10 protein-coding genes are annotated in these 16,625 nt (G+C 68.7%); 3 read left to right on the top strand and 7 right to left on the bottom strand.

The genetic code is table 11. The features are described from left to right. Positions 1-59 precede the first annotated feature (59 nt). Positions 60-1,232, top strand: a complete 1,173-nt coding sequence (locus AC2YHT_RS23845; protein WP_487292319.1) for a glycoside hydrolase family 5 protein — start codon at positions 60-62, stop codon at positions 1,230-1,232. A 283-nt stretch (positions 1,233-1,515) separates the two neighbouring features. Here AC2YHT_RS23845 and AC2YHT_RS23840 read toward each other — a convergent pair whose 3' ends face one another. Beyond that, complete coding sequence (locus AC2YHT_RS23840) at positions 1,516-2,769, bottom strand: dicarboxylate/amino acid:cation symporter (RefSeq protein ID WP_487292318.1); 1,254 nt, start codon at positions 2,767-2,769, stop codon at positions 1,516-1,518. A 143-nt stretch (positions 2,770-2,912) separates the two neighbouring features. Continuing rightward, the gene (locus tag AC2YHT_RS23835; protein WP_058346819.1) at positions 2,913-3,119 is read right to left on the bottom strand and encodes a hypothetical protein; all 207 of its coding nucleotides are present in this window, start codon (positions 3,117-3,119) and stop codon (positions 2,913-2,915) included. A gap of 226 nt (positions 3,120-3,345) precedes the next feature. Here AC2YHT_RS23835 and AC2YHT_RS23830 point away from each other — a divergent pair, with 226 nt between their 5' ends. Beyond that, positions 3,346-6,354, top strand: coding sequence for a TonB-dependent receptor domain-containing protein (locus tag AC2YHT_RS23830; RefSeq protein ID WP_487292317.1), 3,009 nt, complete (start codon positions 3,346-3,348; stop codon positions 6,352-6,354). A gap of 300 nt (positions 6,355-6,654) precedes the next feature. Here AC2YHT_RS23830 and AC2YHT_RS23825 read toward each other — a convergent pair whose 3' ends face one another. Continuing rightward, the gene (locus tag AC2YHT_RS23825) at positions 6,655-6,930 is read right to left on the bottom strand and encodes a FecR/PupR family sigma factor regulator (RefSeq protein WP_487292316.1); all 276 of its coding nucleotides are present in this window, start codon (positions 6,928-6,930) and stop codon (positions 6,655-6,657) included. 252 nt (positions 6,931-7,182) lie between these two features. On the opposite strand from AC2YHT_RS23825, the gene AC2YHT_RS23820 reads away from it, so the two are divergent. Next, on the top strand, positions 7,183-7,545 hold the full coding sequence (locus AC2YHT_RS23820) for a CZB domain-containing protein (RefSeq protein WP_487292315.1): 363 nt from the start codon (positions 7,183-7,185) through the stop codon (positions 7,543-7,545). A 9-nt stretch (positions 7,546-7,554) separates the two neighbouring features. Here the strand turns inward: AC2YHT_RS23820 and AC2YHT_RS23815 are convergent, their stop codons facing one another. From AC2YHT_RS23815 to AC2YHT_RS23800, 4 genes are read right to left on the bottom strand one after another with little or no spacing between them, the layout of a single operon-like run. Beyond that, positions 7,555-8,958 (bottom strand): efflux transporter outer membrane subunit, encoded by a 1,404-nt coding sequence (locus AC2YHT_RS23815; RefSeq protein WP_487292314.1) that lies wholly within the window; start codon positions 8,956-8,958, stop codon positions 7,555-7,557. Beyond that, entirely contained in the window at positions 8,955-12,158 is a 3,204-nt protein-coding gene (locus AC2YHT_RS23810) for an efflux RND transporter permease subunit (protein ID WP_487292313.1), read from the bottom strand. Before AC2YHT_RS23810 ends, AC2YHT_RS23815 begins: the two co-directional genes overlap by 4 nt. After that, entirely contained in the window at positions 12,155-15,289 is a 3,135-nt protein-coding gene (locus AC2YHT_RS23805; RefSeq protein ID WP_487292312.1) for a multidrug efflux RND transporter permease subunit, read from the bottom strand. The genes AC2YHT_RS23810 and AC2YHT_RS23805 overlap by 4 nt, the downstream gene beginning before the upstream one ends. Positions 15,290-15,304: 15 nt before the next feature. After that, the gene (locus AC2YHT_RS23800) at positions 15,305-16,594 is read right to left on the bottom strand and encodes an efflux RND transporter periplasmic adaptor subunit (protein WP_487292311.1); all 1,290 of its coding nucleotides are present in this window, start codon (positions 16,592-16,594) and stop codon (positions 15,305-15,307) included. Positions 16,595-16,625 lie beyond the last annotated feature (31 nt).

Raw genomic sequence — 16,625 nt, 5'->3', positions numbered from 1 at the left:
GCCCAAGGGTATTTGTAGGATGAATGCGCTCCGTCCCTTGCTGGTGGCGGAGCGTTTTCTTGTCGGCTTTCCTTAAAGGCCTCGCGGCCGCCCTGGCCTGCGCATTGCTGGCTGTCCCGGCTCTCGCCGCGCCCAAATATCCGCTTTCCACGCGGGGGCCTGACATCGTCGACGCCAAGGGCGCGAAGGTGCGGCTGGTCAGCGTCAACTGGTTCGGCGCGGAGTCGGCGGAGTTCGTGGTCGGCGGGCTGGACAGGCAGCCGCTCGACGCGATCGTGAAGACCATCAAGGCCGGCGGCTTCAACTCCGTGCGCCTGCCGTGGTCGAACGAGCTGGTCGAACGCAACCCGGTGGTCGAGGACCGCTTCCTGGCCGCCAATCCGAAGCTGAAGGGCAAGACGGCGCTTCAGGTGTTCGACGCGGTGGTCGACGCCTTCGGCCGCGAGGGGCTGATGGTGGTGCTCGACAACCATCGCAGCCGCGGCGACTGGTGCTGCGACGAAGCGCACGGCGACGGCCTGTGGTGGACGCCCGCCTATCCCGAAAGCGCATGGCTGGCCGACTGGAAGACGGTGACGGCCCGCTACGCCAACCGCCCCTTCGTGGTCGCCGCCGAACTGCGCAACGAGATCCGGCCCGACCCGTCCTTGAGCCTCAAGCCGGTCTGGGGCGGCGGCGATCCGCGCACCGACTGGCGGGCGGCCTCGATGCGCGGCGCCGAGGCCGTGCTGGCGGTCAATCCGAAGCTGCTTATCATCGTCGGCGGCATCGACTACCAGAACCACCTGACCGGCGTGCGCGACCAGCCCGTGACCCTGTCGGTTCCGGGGAAACTGGTCTACGCCGCCCACGACTACGCCTGGAACCGCAAGCCCGAGGAACTGGCCGATCCGGCCCTGTTCGCCCGCCGCTCGCACGAGCGCTGGGGCTTCGTCCGTGACCCGGGCCAGCCCTGGACCGCGCCGGTCTATATGAGCGAGTGGGGCGGCTGCACCCAGCCCGGCCCCGACGGCCAGCCCTGCAAGAGCGACCGCATCACCTTCGTCCAGGCCCTGGCCGACTATGCGCGCTTCAGCGGCATCGACTTCGCCTGGTGGCCGCTGAACGGCACGCAGTCGGGCGGCTACAACCGCACGGCCGGGGCGGTGGAGCCCTATGGGCTGCTGGATCCGACCTGGGGGAAGTGGGCCGATCCGAAGGTGGTGGAGGCGCTTACGGGGAAGGTTCCCTAGGCCCCGAGGCCCCTCTTCTTCGCCTTCCTGGGCCTTGTGCCCAGGATCCAAGGTTCAGCCTGCTCAGACCTTTCGCGTTGGAGCGAGGTCTGAGCAGCGGCCGGCATGGGCCCTCGCCACGAGGGCGAGGGAGGCGGTGTTGTTGGGAGCATCGGGGCTCAAGCCCCCCCCCAAACCGTAAAACCCCCGCGAAAGCGGGGGCCTAGGCTTTTTGTCGTAGAGCGCGGCGCGTTTCAGAAAACGCCTGGGTCCCCGCTTTCGCGGGGATTTTACGGAGGAGAGATCAGGCCGTGGCCGTCTCGGCCTCAGGCTGGATGTCTTCCAGCTCCCCCTCCCACTTGGCCACCACGGCCGCGGCCACCGAGTTGCCGACGACGTTGGTCGCCGAGCGGCCCATGTCGAGCAGGTGGTCGACGCCGAGCACGAGGGCGATCCAGGCCTCGGGCAGGCCGAAATAGGTCAGGGTGGCCATGATGACGACGAGCGAGGCGCGCGGCACGCCGGCGATGCCCTTGGAGGTAACCATCAGCAGCAGCAGCATGAAGATCTGCTGCTGGATCGTCAGGTGCACGCCGTGGGCCTGCATGATGAACATGGTGGCGAAGGTGCAGTAGAGCATCGAGCCGTCGAGATTGAACGAATAGCCCAGCGGCAGGACGAACGAGACGATGCGGCGGCGCACGCCCACCTTGGGCAGGCTGTCGAGGATACGGGGGTAGGCGGCTTCGGAGCTGGCGGTCGAGAAGGCCAGCAGGGCCGGCTCGCGGATCACCCCGAACAGCGGGATGGCGCGCTTGCCCAGCACCACGAAGGCGGCGGCGAACAGCAGCACCCACAGCGTGCCCATGGTGGCGTAGAAGCCCAGCACGAACTTGGCGTAGGTGCCCAGCATGGCCAGGCCCTGGGTGGCGATGGTCGAGGCCAGGGCCGCGAAGATCGCCAGCGGGGCCAGCTTCATGACGAAGCCGGTGACCTTCAGCATGATCTGGGCGCACTGCTCGACCAGGTGCAGCACCTGCGGGGCCTTGTCGTCCAGGGCCGCCACGGCGGTGCCGACGAACAGCGAGAAGACGACGATCTGCAGGATCTCGTTCTTGGCCATGGCGTCGAAGATCGAGGTCGGCACCAGATGGGTGATGAAGCCCTTCAGCGTGAAGGCGTCGGTCGAGGCGGCGGGCTTGGACGAGACGGCGGCCTCGACCAGGTGCAGGCCATGGCCCGGCTGCAGAAGGTGAACCATCAAGAGGCCCAGCAGCAGCGACACGGCCGAGGCGCCGATGAACCAGCCCAGCGTCTTGGCGCCGATGCGGCCGACCGCGGCGGCGTCTTCCATGTGGGCGATGCCGGCCACCAGGGTGGTGAACACCAGGGGGGCGATAATCATCTTGATCAGGCGCAGGAAGATGTCGGTGATCAGGCTCAGGCCCGAAGCCGCCGACTTGGCCCCCTCGGCGTCGAGGAACTGGTTGCACCCCCAGCCGACGAGCACCCCCAGCACCATCGCGCCGATGATCAGATAGGCGAAGCGTTTGTTCATCGGGCGAAACCTCTGCGCATGCGGCCGGCGAGCCGCCTGTCGCTAAGGCGTCCGCAAGGTGCGTGAATTTTGGGGAAAGGGCGGACGGCGGGGCCGGAAAAGGCCGGTCCCGGTCAGGAACTAGCGGCGCTGCAACGCCGTGGTCAGGAGGCGGCGGCCTTTTGCAGGCGCTCGTAGCGGCTCAGGAGGCGCTCCCAGGTGACCCGCTTGATCGGCTCGCCCCGGCGCAGCTTGGTCCAGGTGGTCTCGCTGATCCCGTAGACGTTGTTGAGGTGCTCGCGAGTGATGGCGGGCAGGCGGCTCTTCAATCGCTCGAAGTGTTCGGCGGGGATCTGGATCACGTCCGGCATAACGGTCCCGTAGCTCTGTTCAGAAGGCCGACTTAAGCGGCCCGCATCTATCAAGACGCAGTCGCACGACGTTTCCTCACGTTCGGCGACAAAATATTTTCTCCTTACCAATCCGTGACTTGGCTTTACGGCAAAATGTCGTCGGGAAGATGTGGGTTCCGCAACAGGCTGCGTCTTGAAGTTCGGAAGCGCGAGGGGCGTGACCGAATACGAAGGGGACTAAGCGATGCGATCCAGCACCTTGCGAGCGATGATGGCCGGCGGTTGCGCCTATGGCGCCCTGATGATCGGCGCGGCCGGCGCCTACGCCCAGGAGGCCGCGCCGGCGCCGGAAGAGCCCCAGGCCGTCGAGGCCGTGGTCGTCACCGGCTCGCGCATCGCCCGCCAGGACTATGTGGCCAACAGCCCGATCCAGACGGTCGGCGCGGCGGCGATCGAGGCCACCGGCCAGGTGACGGTCGAAAAGGCCCTGTCGCAGATGCCCCAGTTCACCGGCTCGTTCGGCCAGGGCAACACCGGCTCGACCTCGACCGGCCTCAACGGCGGCCAGTCCTACGCCAGCCTTCGCGGCCTGGGCGCCAAGCGCACCCTGATCCTGCTCGACGGCCGCCGCCTGCAGCCGTCCAACCCCGACGGCTCGGTCGACCTCAACATCATCCCCGAAGCCCTGATCGAGAACGTCGAGGTCATCACCGGCGGCGCTTCCACCGCCTACGGCTCGGACGCCACGGCCGGCGTCGTCAACTTCAAGCTCAAGCGCAGCTTCGAGGGCCTGACCGCCGACGCCCAGTACGGCATTTCGGAAAAGGGCGACGCGGAGTCGTTCCGCTTCTCGGTCACCGGCGGCTCGTCCTTCGCCGACGGCAAGGGCCGGGCGGTGCTGTCGTTCGACTACACCAACCGCGACCGCGCCCTGCAGAGCGCCCGCGACTACTACATCTTCCGCACCTCGGCGCCGGGCCTCTCGACCATCCCGCAGGGCACGGTGCTGTTCGGCGCCAACCTGCCGACCCTGGCCTCGATCAACAGCCTGTTCCAGGGGACCTACGGCACGGCGGCCCTGACCGGCAACAGCGCCGGCCGCTACACCGGCCAGCTCGGCTTCAACACCGACCAGACCCTGTTCTCGACCTCGGGCGTGCCGGTCCTGAACTTCCGCGATCCGCAGACCGACAACGCCTACATCGTCAACGCCAACGCCTCGGGCACCTCACAGCAGGTGAACTTCGGCTACAACGGCAGCTCGATGCAGTCGGACCTCGACCGCTACGCCGTGTTCGCCAAGGTCGACTACAATCTGACCGACAATCTGCGGTTCTTCTCGCAGTTCACCTTCACCGACTACACCTCGGTGGGCGTGTCCAACCCGACCCTGGCCTCGAACGTCTACGGCCTGACCGTGCCGGTGACGAACCCGTTCATCCCCAACGACTTCAAGGCCATCCTGGCCTCGCGCCCGACCCCGAACGCCGCCTTCACCTTCTACAAGGCCCTCGATATCCTGGGTCCGCGCGTCCAGAAGTACAGCTACGACGTCTTCCAGTTCACCAACGGCCTGTCGGGCGACACCGGCTTCCGCGACTGGTCCTGGGACGGCTACGTCTCGTTCAGCCGCGCCAAGTTCGACAACGAGCAGACCGGCGGCGCCAGCGCCAGCGCCATCTCGCGCCTGCTCAACAGCCCGACCGGCGGCACGGAATACTGCGCCGGCGGCTGGAACCCCTTCGGCAACCTGACCCCGTCGGGCGAGTGCGTGCGCTACATGTCGCGCCGCACGCTGAACCAGAACAGCCTCGAGCAGCGCATGGTCGAGCTGAACGTCTCGGGCACGCTGTTCGACCTGCCGGCCGGCGCGGTGAAGTTCGCCGCCGGTACCGACTACCGCTCGAATGAATACACCTTCAAGCCCGACAGCCAGCTGAACCAGCCCGACGGCACCAGCGACATCCTGGGCTACAGCGTGCTGCGCGACGCCTCGGGCTCGGTCGACACCTACGAGGTCTACGGCGAGCTGCTGGTGCCGATCGTCAAGGACCTGCCCTTCATCCAGGAGTTCAACCTCGACCTCGGCTACCGCTATTCCGACTACAGCTCGGTGGGCGGGGTGCAGACCTACAAGGCCGACTTCGACTGGAAGATCATCGAGCCGGTGCGCCTGCGCGGCGGCTACAACCGCGCCATCCGCGCCCCCAGCGTCGGCGAATTGTACGCTCCCGTCTCGACGGGTTCGGTGGCCATCGGCACGGCCTCGTCGACCACCACCAACGGCGATCCCTGCGACGTTCGCTCGTCCTACCGCACCGGCGCCAACGCCGCGGCGGTTCGCACCCTCTGCCTGGCGCAGGGCGTGCCGACGGCGATCATCGACAGCTACCAGCTGGGCACCGCCCAGGTCTTCGCCCTGACCGGCGGCAACCCCGACCTGCAGGAAGAAACGGCCGACACCTACTCGTTCGGCGCGGTGCTGCGCTCGCCGTTCGAGGGCCCGCTGCTGAGCCGGATCACCGCCTCGATCGACTGGTACGACATCAAGGTGAAGGACGCGATCGGCAGCCTGTCGATCGTCAACGCCTTCCAGTTCTGCTTCAACTCGGGCGGCGCCAACCCGACCTATGACCCGAGCAACTACTACTGCTCGCTGCTGACCCGCAATTCGGCCAGCGGCGTGCCGACCAACCCGGTCCAGCCGCTGCTCAACCTGGGCCAGTTCCAGACCACCGGCGTTGACGTGCAGGTCGACTGGAACTTCGACTTCGCCGACACCCTGCTGGACAAGATCCCCGGTTCGCTGTCGGTCAACGTGGCCCTGGGCTACACCGACAAGTTCAAGATCCAGAGCCTGCCGGGGGCCGCGGTCTACGACTATGTCGGCACCATCGGCACGGGCGTCGAAAGCACCGCCGGCACGGCCCACCCGAAGTGGAAGTCGGTCACCTCGACCACCTACACCTGGGGGCCGGCGAGCGTGGGCCTGCGCTGGCGCTGGATCGACGCCATGGACAACTCCGCCAAGGTGGTCACCCCGACCAGCACCTCGCGCGGCGTCGTCTCCTACAACGCCTTCGACTTCAACGGCCGCGTCAAGCTGCCGTGGGACACCGACCTGCGCTTCGGGGTCAACAACCTGTTCGACAAGGCCCCGCCGCAGGTGGGCGACACCGAGGGCAACTACGACGCCCAGAACTACGACGTGCTCGGCCGCTCCTACTACCTGGGCGTCCGCAAGCGGTTCTAACAGAGGGAAGCGTGGCAGCCGAAAGTGGAAGCCGGTTTCGGCGCCCGCCACGCGCAAACCTAGAGAGATACGGGCGCGTCGGCCCCCTTTGACGCGCCCGGCCTTCGCCGCCGATCCCCCCCGGCGGCGGCGAGGAGGGGCGTCGGTCTTGGCGGGCCGGCGCCCTTTTCGCGTTCTTGATCCTCCCCCTCTGGGGGAGGTGGCCCAGAGGGCCGGAGGGGGTAGCGCCGACCTGCGCCGAGCAGACCCCCTCAGTCGGCTTCGCCGACAGCTCCCCCAGAGGGGGAGCATCTTGTGGCCTCAGTGCGCCAGCACGCCCGCGACCGCCAGGGCCGCGACGGCGATGCCGGCTCCGCCCAGGGCCAGGACCCTCAGGTCACGCCACACCGAAGGCTCCGGCGGATCCCAGCTGGCGATCTCGGCCTCGACGGCCTGCACAGCCTCGACGGCGTCGCGGCGGCGGGGCTGGGCGATCCAGGCCTCGAACGCTTCGTGGTCCGCTTCGCCGGCGTCGGGCGCGCGCAGGCGCTCCAGCCAGGCGGCGGCCTCGCGCACGTCTTCTTTGGTCCGGGTCATTTCGGCGTCCCTCCGTCTTCGGATGAAGCGGAGGCCGTTGTTCCGGGAGACTGTTACGGTCGAATGTCGCGCCGGACGTGCGGCGATATTCAGGGTTGTCCGACGGGCGCCGCGCAGGCCGGGCGCCCGCGAAATCGGCGATGGCGAGGCTTTGAGCCCACCCTTCGTCAAACTGCAACCTGGGCGCAATAATCGCGAAACCGAAAGTCGCCATTGCGCACGTTCAGTCGCCCCCAGCGTGAGAGCGTGGTCATGGACTTTCTCGAACAGACCCAGTTTCACAACCGCATCTGCGAGGACCTCGAAGAGGCCATGGCCGGCGGCCGCCAGGTCGACGCCGTCGCCGTCCGCGCCGAGCGCCAGTGCGCCGCGGGTCAGTGGCTGCACGGCGAGGGCCACCGGCGGATGCCGGGCAGCCACCTGCACCTGCACTGCCTGGAGGCCCACCGCGAGTTCCATCGCGTCGCCGGCCAGGTCGCCGACCAGGTCAACCGCGGCGCCGTCGCCGACGCCCGCCGGTCCCTGCGCAACGGCGGCGCCCTGGCTCAGGCCAAGGCCGACCTGACCGCCGCCTTCCGCAAGATGCGCATCGCCGCCGAGACGACGACGGGGTAGGGGGCAGCCCTACTCCTTCACCCCCGTCCAACCGCCGCCCAGCGCCTGCACCAGGGCCACGGCCGCCGCCTGGCGCGACACCCGGGCCGTGGCCAGCTCGCGCCGGGCCGACAGGGCCGAGGCCTGGGCGGTGACGACGTCCGTATAGGCCACCTGGCCGGCGCGATACTGGTTCAGCAGCATCTGTTCGGTCTGGTCGGCGGCGGTCGAGGCGGTCTGCAAGAGGGCGTACTGACGCTCCAGCACCCGCACGGCCGTCAGCTGGTTCTCGACGTCCTGGAACGCCTCCAGCGCCGTCTGGCGGTAGTCGGCGGCGGCGGCGTCGTACGAGGCGCGGGCCTGGGCCACCTGGGCCTTGCGGGCCCCGGCGTCGAACAGGGTCTGGGCCGCGGCCAGACCCAGCGACCAGGTGTTGGTCGAGGCCGCGAACAGGTCGCCCAGTTTCGTGGCGCTGCTCGAGCCGTCGCCGGTCAGGGTGAAGGTCGGGAAATAGGCGGCGCGGGCCACGCCGATCTCGGCGTTGGCGGCGGCCACGCGGCGCTCGGCGGCGGCGACGTCCGGACGGCGCTCCAGCAGGGTCGAGGGCAGGCCCACGGGGATTTCCGGCACGGTCGCCGACCAGTTGGGATCGGCGGCGATCGTGAAGCTGCTGGCTGGCTCGCCGACCAGCACGGCCACGGCGTTCTCGTAGGTGGCGCGGGTCTGGGCCAGACCCTCCAGCGTCGACTGGGCGTTGGCCAAGGTGGTCTGGGCCTGCAGCACGTCCGAGCGTGGGGCGATGCCGGCGTCGTAGCGGTTCTGGGTGATCTTCAGGGACCGCTGGTAGCCCTCGACCGTGGCCTGGACGAGGGCGATCTCGGCGTCGGTCTGGCGCAGGCCCAGATAGTTGGTGGCCAGTTCGCCTTGGGCCGACAGCTCGGCGGCGGCCAGGTCGGCGGCGCTGGCCTGGGCCGAGGCCTTGGCGTTGTTGACGCTGGCGCGGATGCGGCCCCAGACGTCCGGCTCCCAGCTGGCGCCGATGCCGGCCTGGTAGCGCTCGCCCTTGCTGGACGACGAGGCCCCGCCGCCGCCGGTCTTCGTCGCGGAACCCGACAGGTCGATCGCGGGGAACAGCGAGGCGCGCTGCTCCTTCACCAGGGCGCGGGCCTGGCGATAGGCGGCCTCGGCCGAGGCGATGGTCTGGTTGTTGACCTTCACCCGCTGGGCCAGGGCGTCCAGCTGCGGATCGCCCAGCAGGGTCCACCAGTCGCCGCGATCGACGTGGTCGGCCGGATCGGCGGCCTTCCAGCCGTCCAGCGCCTTCCAGGCGGCGGGCGTCGGCGAGGCGAGCTTGGGGGTCTCGTAGGCCGGCGTCGTCGAGCAGGCCGCGACGAGCGCGAGCAGGGGAAGCGAAGTCAGGATACGGGCGGTCATCGGGCGGGCTCCGGCGGGGCGGGCATGTGGGTCAGGTCGCGCTCGTCCTTGCGCCGCTTGCCGCGCAGGCGGTCCATGTAGACGTAGACGACCGGGGTGGTGATGAGGGTCAGCAGCTGGCTGGCGATCAGGCCGCCGATGATGGTGATGCCCAGCGGCCGGCGCAGTTCGGCGCCTTCGCCAAAGCCGATGGCCAGGGGCAGGGCGCCCAGGGCGGCGGCCAGGGTCGTCATCAGGATCGGGCGGAAGCGCAGCAGGCTGGCCTCGCGCACCGCCTCCAGCGCCGTCAGCCCCCGGGCCCGCTGGGCTTCCAGGGCGAAGTCGATGATCAGGATGGCGTTCTTCTTGACGATGCCCAGCAGCAGGAACACCCCGATCAGCGCGATGATCGAGAACTCCATGCCGAACAGCAGCAGGGCCAGCACCGCCCCGACGCCGGCGGCGGGCAGGGTCGACAGCACCGTCACCGGGTGGACGTAGCTTTCGTAGAGGATGCCCAGCACGATGTAGATCGCCACCAGCGCCGCGGCGATCAGATAGGGCTGCTGCTTCATCTGCTCGTTGTAGCTGCGGGCGCTGCCCTGGAAGCTGCCGCGCACGCTGGTCGGCAGGCCGATGTCGGCCTCGGCCTGGGTGATGGCCGCCTGGGCCTGCGACAGCGACACCCCGTCGGGCAGGTTGAACGACACGGTGGTCGCCAGCTCGCCGTTCTGGTGGTTTACCGAGGTCGGGGTGGCGTTCTGCGAGACGCTGGCGATGGCCATCAGCGGCGTCATCGGCGTGGCCGAGGTGTTCAGCGTCGAGCCCGTCGAGGCGTCGCGCAGCGACGGATTGACCGACGCCCCGCTGGTGCTGGCCGTGGTGGTCGTGCTGCTGGTGCTGGTCGGCACATAGACGTCGTTCAGCGCCTCGGGGCCCTGGGCGAACTTCTGGTTCCACTCCAGGATCACGCCGTACTGGTTGACGTCCTCGTAGATGGTGGCGACCTGGCGCTGGCCAAAGGCGTTGTAGAGCGCGTTGTCCACGGCCTTGGGGGTGACGCCCATGCGCGAGGCGCTGTCGCGGTCGATGGTGACCAGGGTCTCGACGCCGTTCTCCGACTGGTCGCTGTCGACGTCGGTCATGACGTCGGAATGCTCCTTCATCGCCTCGGCCAGCTTGGGCGCCCACTCCTTGAGGGCGGCGCTGGAGTCGCTGGTCAGGGTGTACTGGTAGGTCGAGTTGCTCGACCGACCGCCCATCCGCACGTCCTGCACGGGGTTGAGGAAGATCGACAGGCCGGTGACCTTTTGCAGTTGCGGCCGCAGGCGGGCGATGACGGCGCTGCCCTTGTCCTTGCGCTCGGAGACGGGCTTGAGGTTGACGAACATGAAGCCGCCGCCCGAGCGGTTGCCGCCGGTGAATCCGACCACGGTGTCGACGGCCGGGTCCTTGCGGATGATGTCGACCACGGTCCGCAGCTTGGCCTGCATGACTTGCGAGGAGACGCTTTCGTCGGCGCGCATGCCGGCCATCAGCTGGCCGCTGTCCTGCTGGGGGAAGAAGCCCTTGGGCACGGCGATATAGAGCCAGATGGTCATGCCGATGACCGCGATCAGGATCATCAGCACCAGCGGCTTGGCCGCCAGGGCCCAGTCCAGGCTGCGGGCGTAGAGCCGCTGGACGCGGTCGAACAGCCGCTCGAAGGCGCGGGCGATGCGGCCTTCCTGGTGACCTTCGGGGCGGGCGCGCAGCAGGTAGGCGCACATCATCGGCGTGGTCGTCAGGCTGATGACCAGCGAGATCAGCACCGCCGCCGACAGGGTGACGGCGAACTCGCGGAACAGACGCCCCACCTGGCCGCCCATGAACAGCAGCGGGATGAACACCGCGACCAGAGAGACGCTGATCGACAGCACGGTGAAGCCCACCTCGCGCGCGCCCAGCACGGCGGCCTTGAAGCGGTCCATCCCCGCCTCGATGTGGCGCTGGGTGTTCTCCAGCACGACGATGGCGTCGTCGACGACGAACCCAGTCGCCACGGTGATGGCCATCAGGGACAGGTTGTTGAGCGAGAAGCCCAGCAGATACATCACGCCGAACGTGCCCAGCAGCGAGACGATGGTCGCCGCCGTCGGGATGAAGGTCGCCCGGGCGCTGCGCAGGAAGGCGCTGACCACCAGCACCACCAGGATGATCGAGATCAGCAGGGTGATCTCGATCTCCTTCAGCGACGAGCGGATCGAGTTGGTGCTGTCGCTGGCCACCTGCACGCTGATGTCGCTGGGCAGCTGGGCGCGCAGCTCGGGCAGGGCCTCGCGCACGCTGTCGACGGTCTCGATGATGTTGGCGCCCGGCTGGCGGGTGATCAGCACGATGATCGCCGGCTTGCCGTTGAACAGGCCGAGCGTCCGGGTGTTGGCGACGCTGTCCTTGACGTCGGCCACGTCCGACAGCTTGACGCCGGCGTCGCCGCGCCAGGCCACCAGCAGGCCGGCGTAGTCGGCCGCCGTGCGGCCGCTGCTCGAGGTGTAGATCTGGTAGCGCTTGCCGTCGCCTTCGAGGGCGCCCTTGGGGCGGTTGGCGTTGGCCGCCTGGATCGAGGCGCGCACGTCCTCCAGGCTCACCCCGTACTTGTTGAGCAGGAACGGATTGACCGAGATCCGCACGGCCGGCAGCGAGCCGCCGCCGATCTCGACCCCGCCGACGCCCTGAACCTGCGAGACGCGCTGCGAGACGATGTTCGACACCGCGTCGTAGATCTGGCCCGGCGTCTTGGTGTCCGAGGTCAGGGCCAGGATGATCACCGGCGAGTCCGACGGGTTCATCTTGCTGTAGGTCGGGTTGCTCTTCAGCGTCGCCGGCAGGTCGGCGCGCGTGGCGTTGATGGCCGCCTGCACCTCGCGGGCGGCGCCGTCGATCTTGCGGTTGAGGTCGAACTGCAGGGTCACCCGCGTCGAGCCCGACGAGCTCTGCGAGGTCATCTCGTTGACGCCGGAGATCACGCCGAGGCGCCGTTCCAGCGGCGTGGCGACGCTGGAGGCCATGGTCTCGGGGCTGGCCCCCGACAGGCTGGCCGACACCGCGATGGTCGGATAGTCCACCTGCGGCAGGGGCGAGACCGGCAGCACGAAGAAGCCGAAGATCCCGGCCATGGCCAGGCCGACGGTCAGCAGGACCGTGGCCACCGGCCGGCGGATGAAGGGCGCCGACAGGTTCATGACGGCAGCCCCGGCAGCGGACGCTCGACCCGGCCCTCGTCGGCGTTCCCGTCCTCGCGGCGGCCCTTGGCGCTGGGCGCCAGGCGGTCGAAGGCGAGATAGACGACCGGCGTGGTGAACATGGTCAGCAGCTGGCTGACCAGCAGGCCGCCGAAGATGGCGATGCCCAGCGGACGGCGCAGCTCGGCGCCTTCGCCGAAGCCCAGCATCAGCGGCACGGCGGCGAACAGGGCCGCCAGCGTGGTCATTAGGATCGGGCGGAAGCGCAGGATGGCGGCCTGGAAGATCGCCTTCTCGGGCGACTTGCCCTCGTTGCGTTCGGCCTCGATCGCGAAGTCGATCATCATGATCGCGTTCTTCTTGACGATGCCGATCAGCAGGATGATGCCGATGATCCCGATCACGCCCAGGTCATTGCCCGTCACCCACAGCGCCAGCAGCGCCCCGACGCCCGCCGACGGCAGGGTCGACAGGATGGTCAGCGGGTGGATGTAGCTCTCGTAGAGCACGCCCAGCACGATGTAGACGCAGACCACGGCCGCCAGGATCAGCCACAGCTGGTTGCTCAGCGAGTTCTCGTAGGCCCCGGCCGCGCCCAGGAAGGTGTGGGTCACCGACGTGGGCATGCCAATGTCCTTCATCGCCTTGCGCACCTCGTCCACCGCATGGCCCAGCGACACGCCGGGGGCGGTGTCGAAGCCGATGGTGGTGGCCGGGAACTGGGCGACGTGGGTCACCTGCAGCGGCGCCTGCTTTTCCTTGATGGTCGAGAAGGCCGCCAGGGGGGCGGGCGAGCCGCCGCCGGTCTTGAGGTTGAGATTGCCCAGCGAGGCCGGGTCGGTCAGCAGGCCAGGCTTGGCCTCCAGGATCACCCGGTACTGGTTGGTCTCGGTGAAGATGGTCGAGACGATCCGCTGGCCAAAGGCGCTGTAGAGGGCGTCGTCGATGTCCGAGGCGGTGATCGAAAGACGCGCGGCGGTGTCGCGGTCGATGTCGATATAGGCGGCCGAACCGGTGGCCGAGGCGTCGCTGTAGACGTTACGGACGGCCTTCACCTCGGCCAGTTTCGCGGCCAGCTTGCCGGCCCATTCCTTGACCGTGGCGGTGTCGGCGCCTTCCAGCGACAGGCGGTACTGGGTCGGGCCGCTTTCGGCGTCGATGGTCAGGTCCTGGGTCGGCTGGAGATAGAGGGTCACGCCCGGCACGGCGGCCACGCGCTCGCGCAGCCGCTGCATGATCTTCTCCTGCGAGCCGGACCGGTCGGCCTTCAGGTTGATCTGCATCTGGCCGGTGTGGAGCATGCTGTTATTGGCGCCGTCGACCCCGATGAACGAGGCGACGTTCTCCACCGCCGGGTCCTCCAGGATGGCTTCCGCCGCCTGCTGCTGCAGGCCGGCCATGCGCTCGTACGACACCGACTGCTCGACCTCGGTGCGGGCCTGCAGCTGGCCGGTGTCCTGGGTCGGGAACAGGCCCTTGGGGATGACCATGTACAGCACGCCGGTCAGCACCAGGGTGGCGACGGCGACGACCAGGGTGGCCTTCTGGCGGGCCATGACCCAGGCCAGGGCGACCTCGTAGCGGCCCTCGATCTTCTCGAACAGCGCCTGGGCCTTCTTGCCGACGCTGTTGGGCTTTTCTTCCTCGTCCTCGTGGCTCTTCAGCCAGCGGGCCGACAGCATCGGCGTCAGGGTCAGCGACACCACGGCCGAGATCAGGATGGTGATCGACAGGGTGATGGCGAACTCGCGGAACAGGCGCCCGACCACATCGCCCATGAACAGCAGCGGGATCAGCACGGCGATCAGCGAGATGGTCAGCGAGATGATCGTGAAGCCGATCTCGCGCGCGCCCTTCAGCGCCGCCTGCATCGGTTTCTCGCCCCGCTCCATGTGGCGGATGATGTTCTCGATCATGACGATGGCGTCGTCGACGACGAAGCCGGTCGCGATGGTCAGGGCCATCAGGGACAGGTTGTTGAGCGAGAAGCCCAGCAGGTACATCACCCCGCACGAGCCGATCAGCGAGATCGGCACGGCCAGGCTGGCGATGATCGTGGCGCGCAGGCTGTGCAGGAAGAAGAAGATCACCAGCACGACCATCACCACGGCCAGCACCAGCTCCATCTCCACGTGGTGGACCGAGGCGCGGATGCCGGTGGTGCGGTCTGCCAGCACCTCGACTTTCAGGGTGGCGGGCAAACCCGCTTGAAGCTCGGGCAGCTTGGCCTTGATGGCGTCGACCGTCTTGATGACGTTGGCGCCCGGCTGGCGCTGGACGTTGACGATGATCGACGGGGTCTTGCCGGCCCAGGCGCCCAGGCGGGTGTTCTCGGCGCTCTGCACCACGCTGGCCACGTCGCGGATGCGGATCGGGGCCTCGTTCTTGTAGGTGACGACGAGGTCCAGATAGTCGTCGACCGTCAGCAACTGGTCGTTGGCGTTGATCGTGTAGGTGCGGGTCGGGCCGTCGAAGCTGCCCTTGGCGCTGTTGGCGTTGGCGTTGCTGATCGCGGTCTCGAGGTTCGACAGGGTCAGGCCATACGAGGCCATGGCCTGGGTGTCGGCCTGGATGCGGATCGCCGGCTTCTGGCCGCCGCTGAGCGACACCAGGCCCACGCCCGAGACCTGGCTGATCTTCTGGGCCAGGCGGGTGTTCACGAGGTTCTGCACCTCGGTCAGCGGCAGGGTGTCGGACGTGATCGCCAGGGTCAGCACCGGCGCGTCGGCCGGATTGACCTTGGCGTAGGTCGGCGGGGCGGGCAGGTCGGCCGGCAGCAGCGAGTCCGCCGCGTTCATCGCCGCCTGCACTTCCTGCTCGGCGACGTCGAGGGTCTCGCCCAGGCCGAACTGCAAGGTGATGATGCTGGCGCCGGCCGTGCTGACCGAGCTCATGCGGGTCAGGCCCGACATCTCGCCCAGCTGCTTTTCCAGCGGGGCGGTGACGGTCTGGCTCATCACCTCGGGGCTCGCGCCCGGGTACAGGGTCTGGACCTGGATGGTGGGGTAATCCACCTCCGGCAGGGCCGACAGCGGCAGCAGCTTGAAGCCGACCAGGCCGGCCAGAACGATGGCCGCCATGAACAGGGCCGTGGCGACCGGCCGCTGGATGAAGGGACGCGAGGGGTTCATGGGGCGGCTTCCGGTCTATTCCGGACGCCGGCGGCCTTCGCCGCCCTTGCCTTGTTCGCCCTTCTTGCCCTTGCCCGCGCCTTGACGCTGCACCTGGCCCGGCAGCTGAACCTTGCCGCCTTCGGTCAGGCGGTCGCCGCCCTCGGTGATCACCTTGTCGCCGATGGCGAGGCCCTGCGTGACCGCCACCTGGGTGGTGGTCGCCTGGCCGGTCGTGACCTTGGTCTTGGTGACGGTCTGGTCGCTCTTCAGCTTCCAGACGAACGAGCCGTCCGAGCCCTGGCGCACGGCCGTGGCCGGCACGACGATGGCGTCCTTCAGGGTGTCGAGCTGGATGCGGACATTGACGAACTGGCTGGGGAACAGCTTGCCGCCGGTGTTGGGGAAGCGGGCCTTGCCCTTCACCGTGCCGGTGCCGGTGTCGACCAGGTTGTCGAGGGTCGAGAACGTGCCCTGGTCCAGGGTGTTGGTGCGGGTGCGGTCGAGCACGGTGACCGGCAGGGTCGCGCCGCCGAACACCCGCTGCGAGATGCGCGGCACGTCGTCCTGCGGGACGGTGAATTCCACGTCGATCGGCGACAGGGTGGTGATCACCGCCACGCCGCTGCTGTCGCCCGAGGCGATGTAGTTGCCGACATCGACCACGCGCAGGCCCACCCGGCCGCTGACCGGGGCGACGATGCGGGCGAAGCCGAGGTTCAGCCGCGCGGTGCCGACGGCGGCGCGGTCGGCCATCACGGTGCCTTCCAGCTGCTTGACCGTCGCGGCCTGGGTGTCGACCTCCTGGCGGGCGATGGAGTCCTGGGCCAGCAAGGTCTGGTAGCGCTTCAGGGTCAGCTGGGCGACCGACAGCTGGGCCTCGTCGCGGGTCAGGTTGCCCTGCGCTTCCATCAGGCTCATCTGGAACGGCCGGGGATCGATCTGCACCAGGGTCTGGCCGGCCTGGACCAACTGGCCCTCGCGGAACAGCACCTGGGTGATGACGCCCGAGACCTGCGGCTTGACCGTCACGGTCGCCGCCGGGGTCACGGTGCCCAGGGCCTCGATCACCACCGGCAGGTCGGCCTTGGCCGCCGTCGCCACCGCCACGGTGCTGGCCGGACCGCCGCGACGACCGCCGCCGCCGCCCGGGCCGCCGGGACCACCGGGTCCACCCATGTCGCCGCCGCCCTGGCCGCCGTTGTGCAGCAGGGTCCAGGCCAGGACGCCGACGCCCGCCAGGGCCGCCACGGCGACGGCGCCGCCGATGATCCGCGCCCGACGGCTGGGCTTGCGGGCGGAGTAGGACGGGCTGGATTCGGTCATGGACGGCCTCTGGGCGCGGGCGGGCGGCGAA

This window comes from Caulobacter sp. SRI_008 (assembly GCF_057586355.1).
The sequence above is the reverse complement of the archived record's forward strand: the minus strand, read 5'-3'. Positions and strand labels throughout refer to the sequence as shown.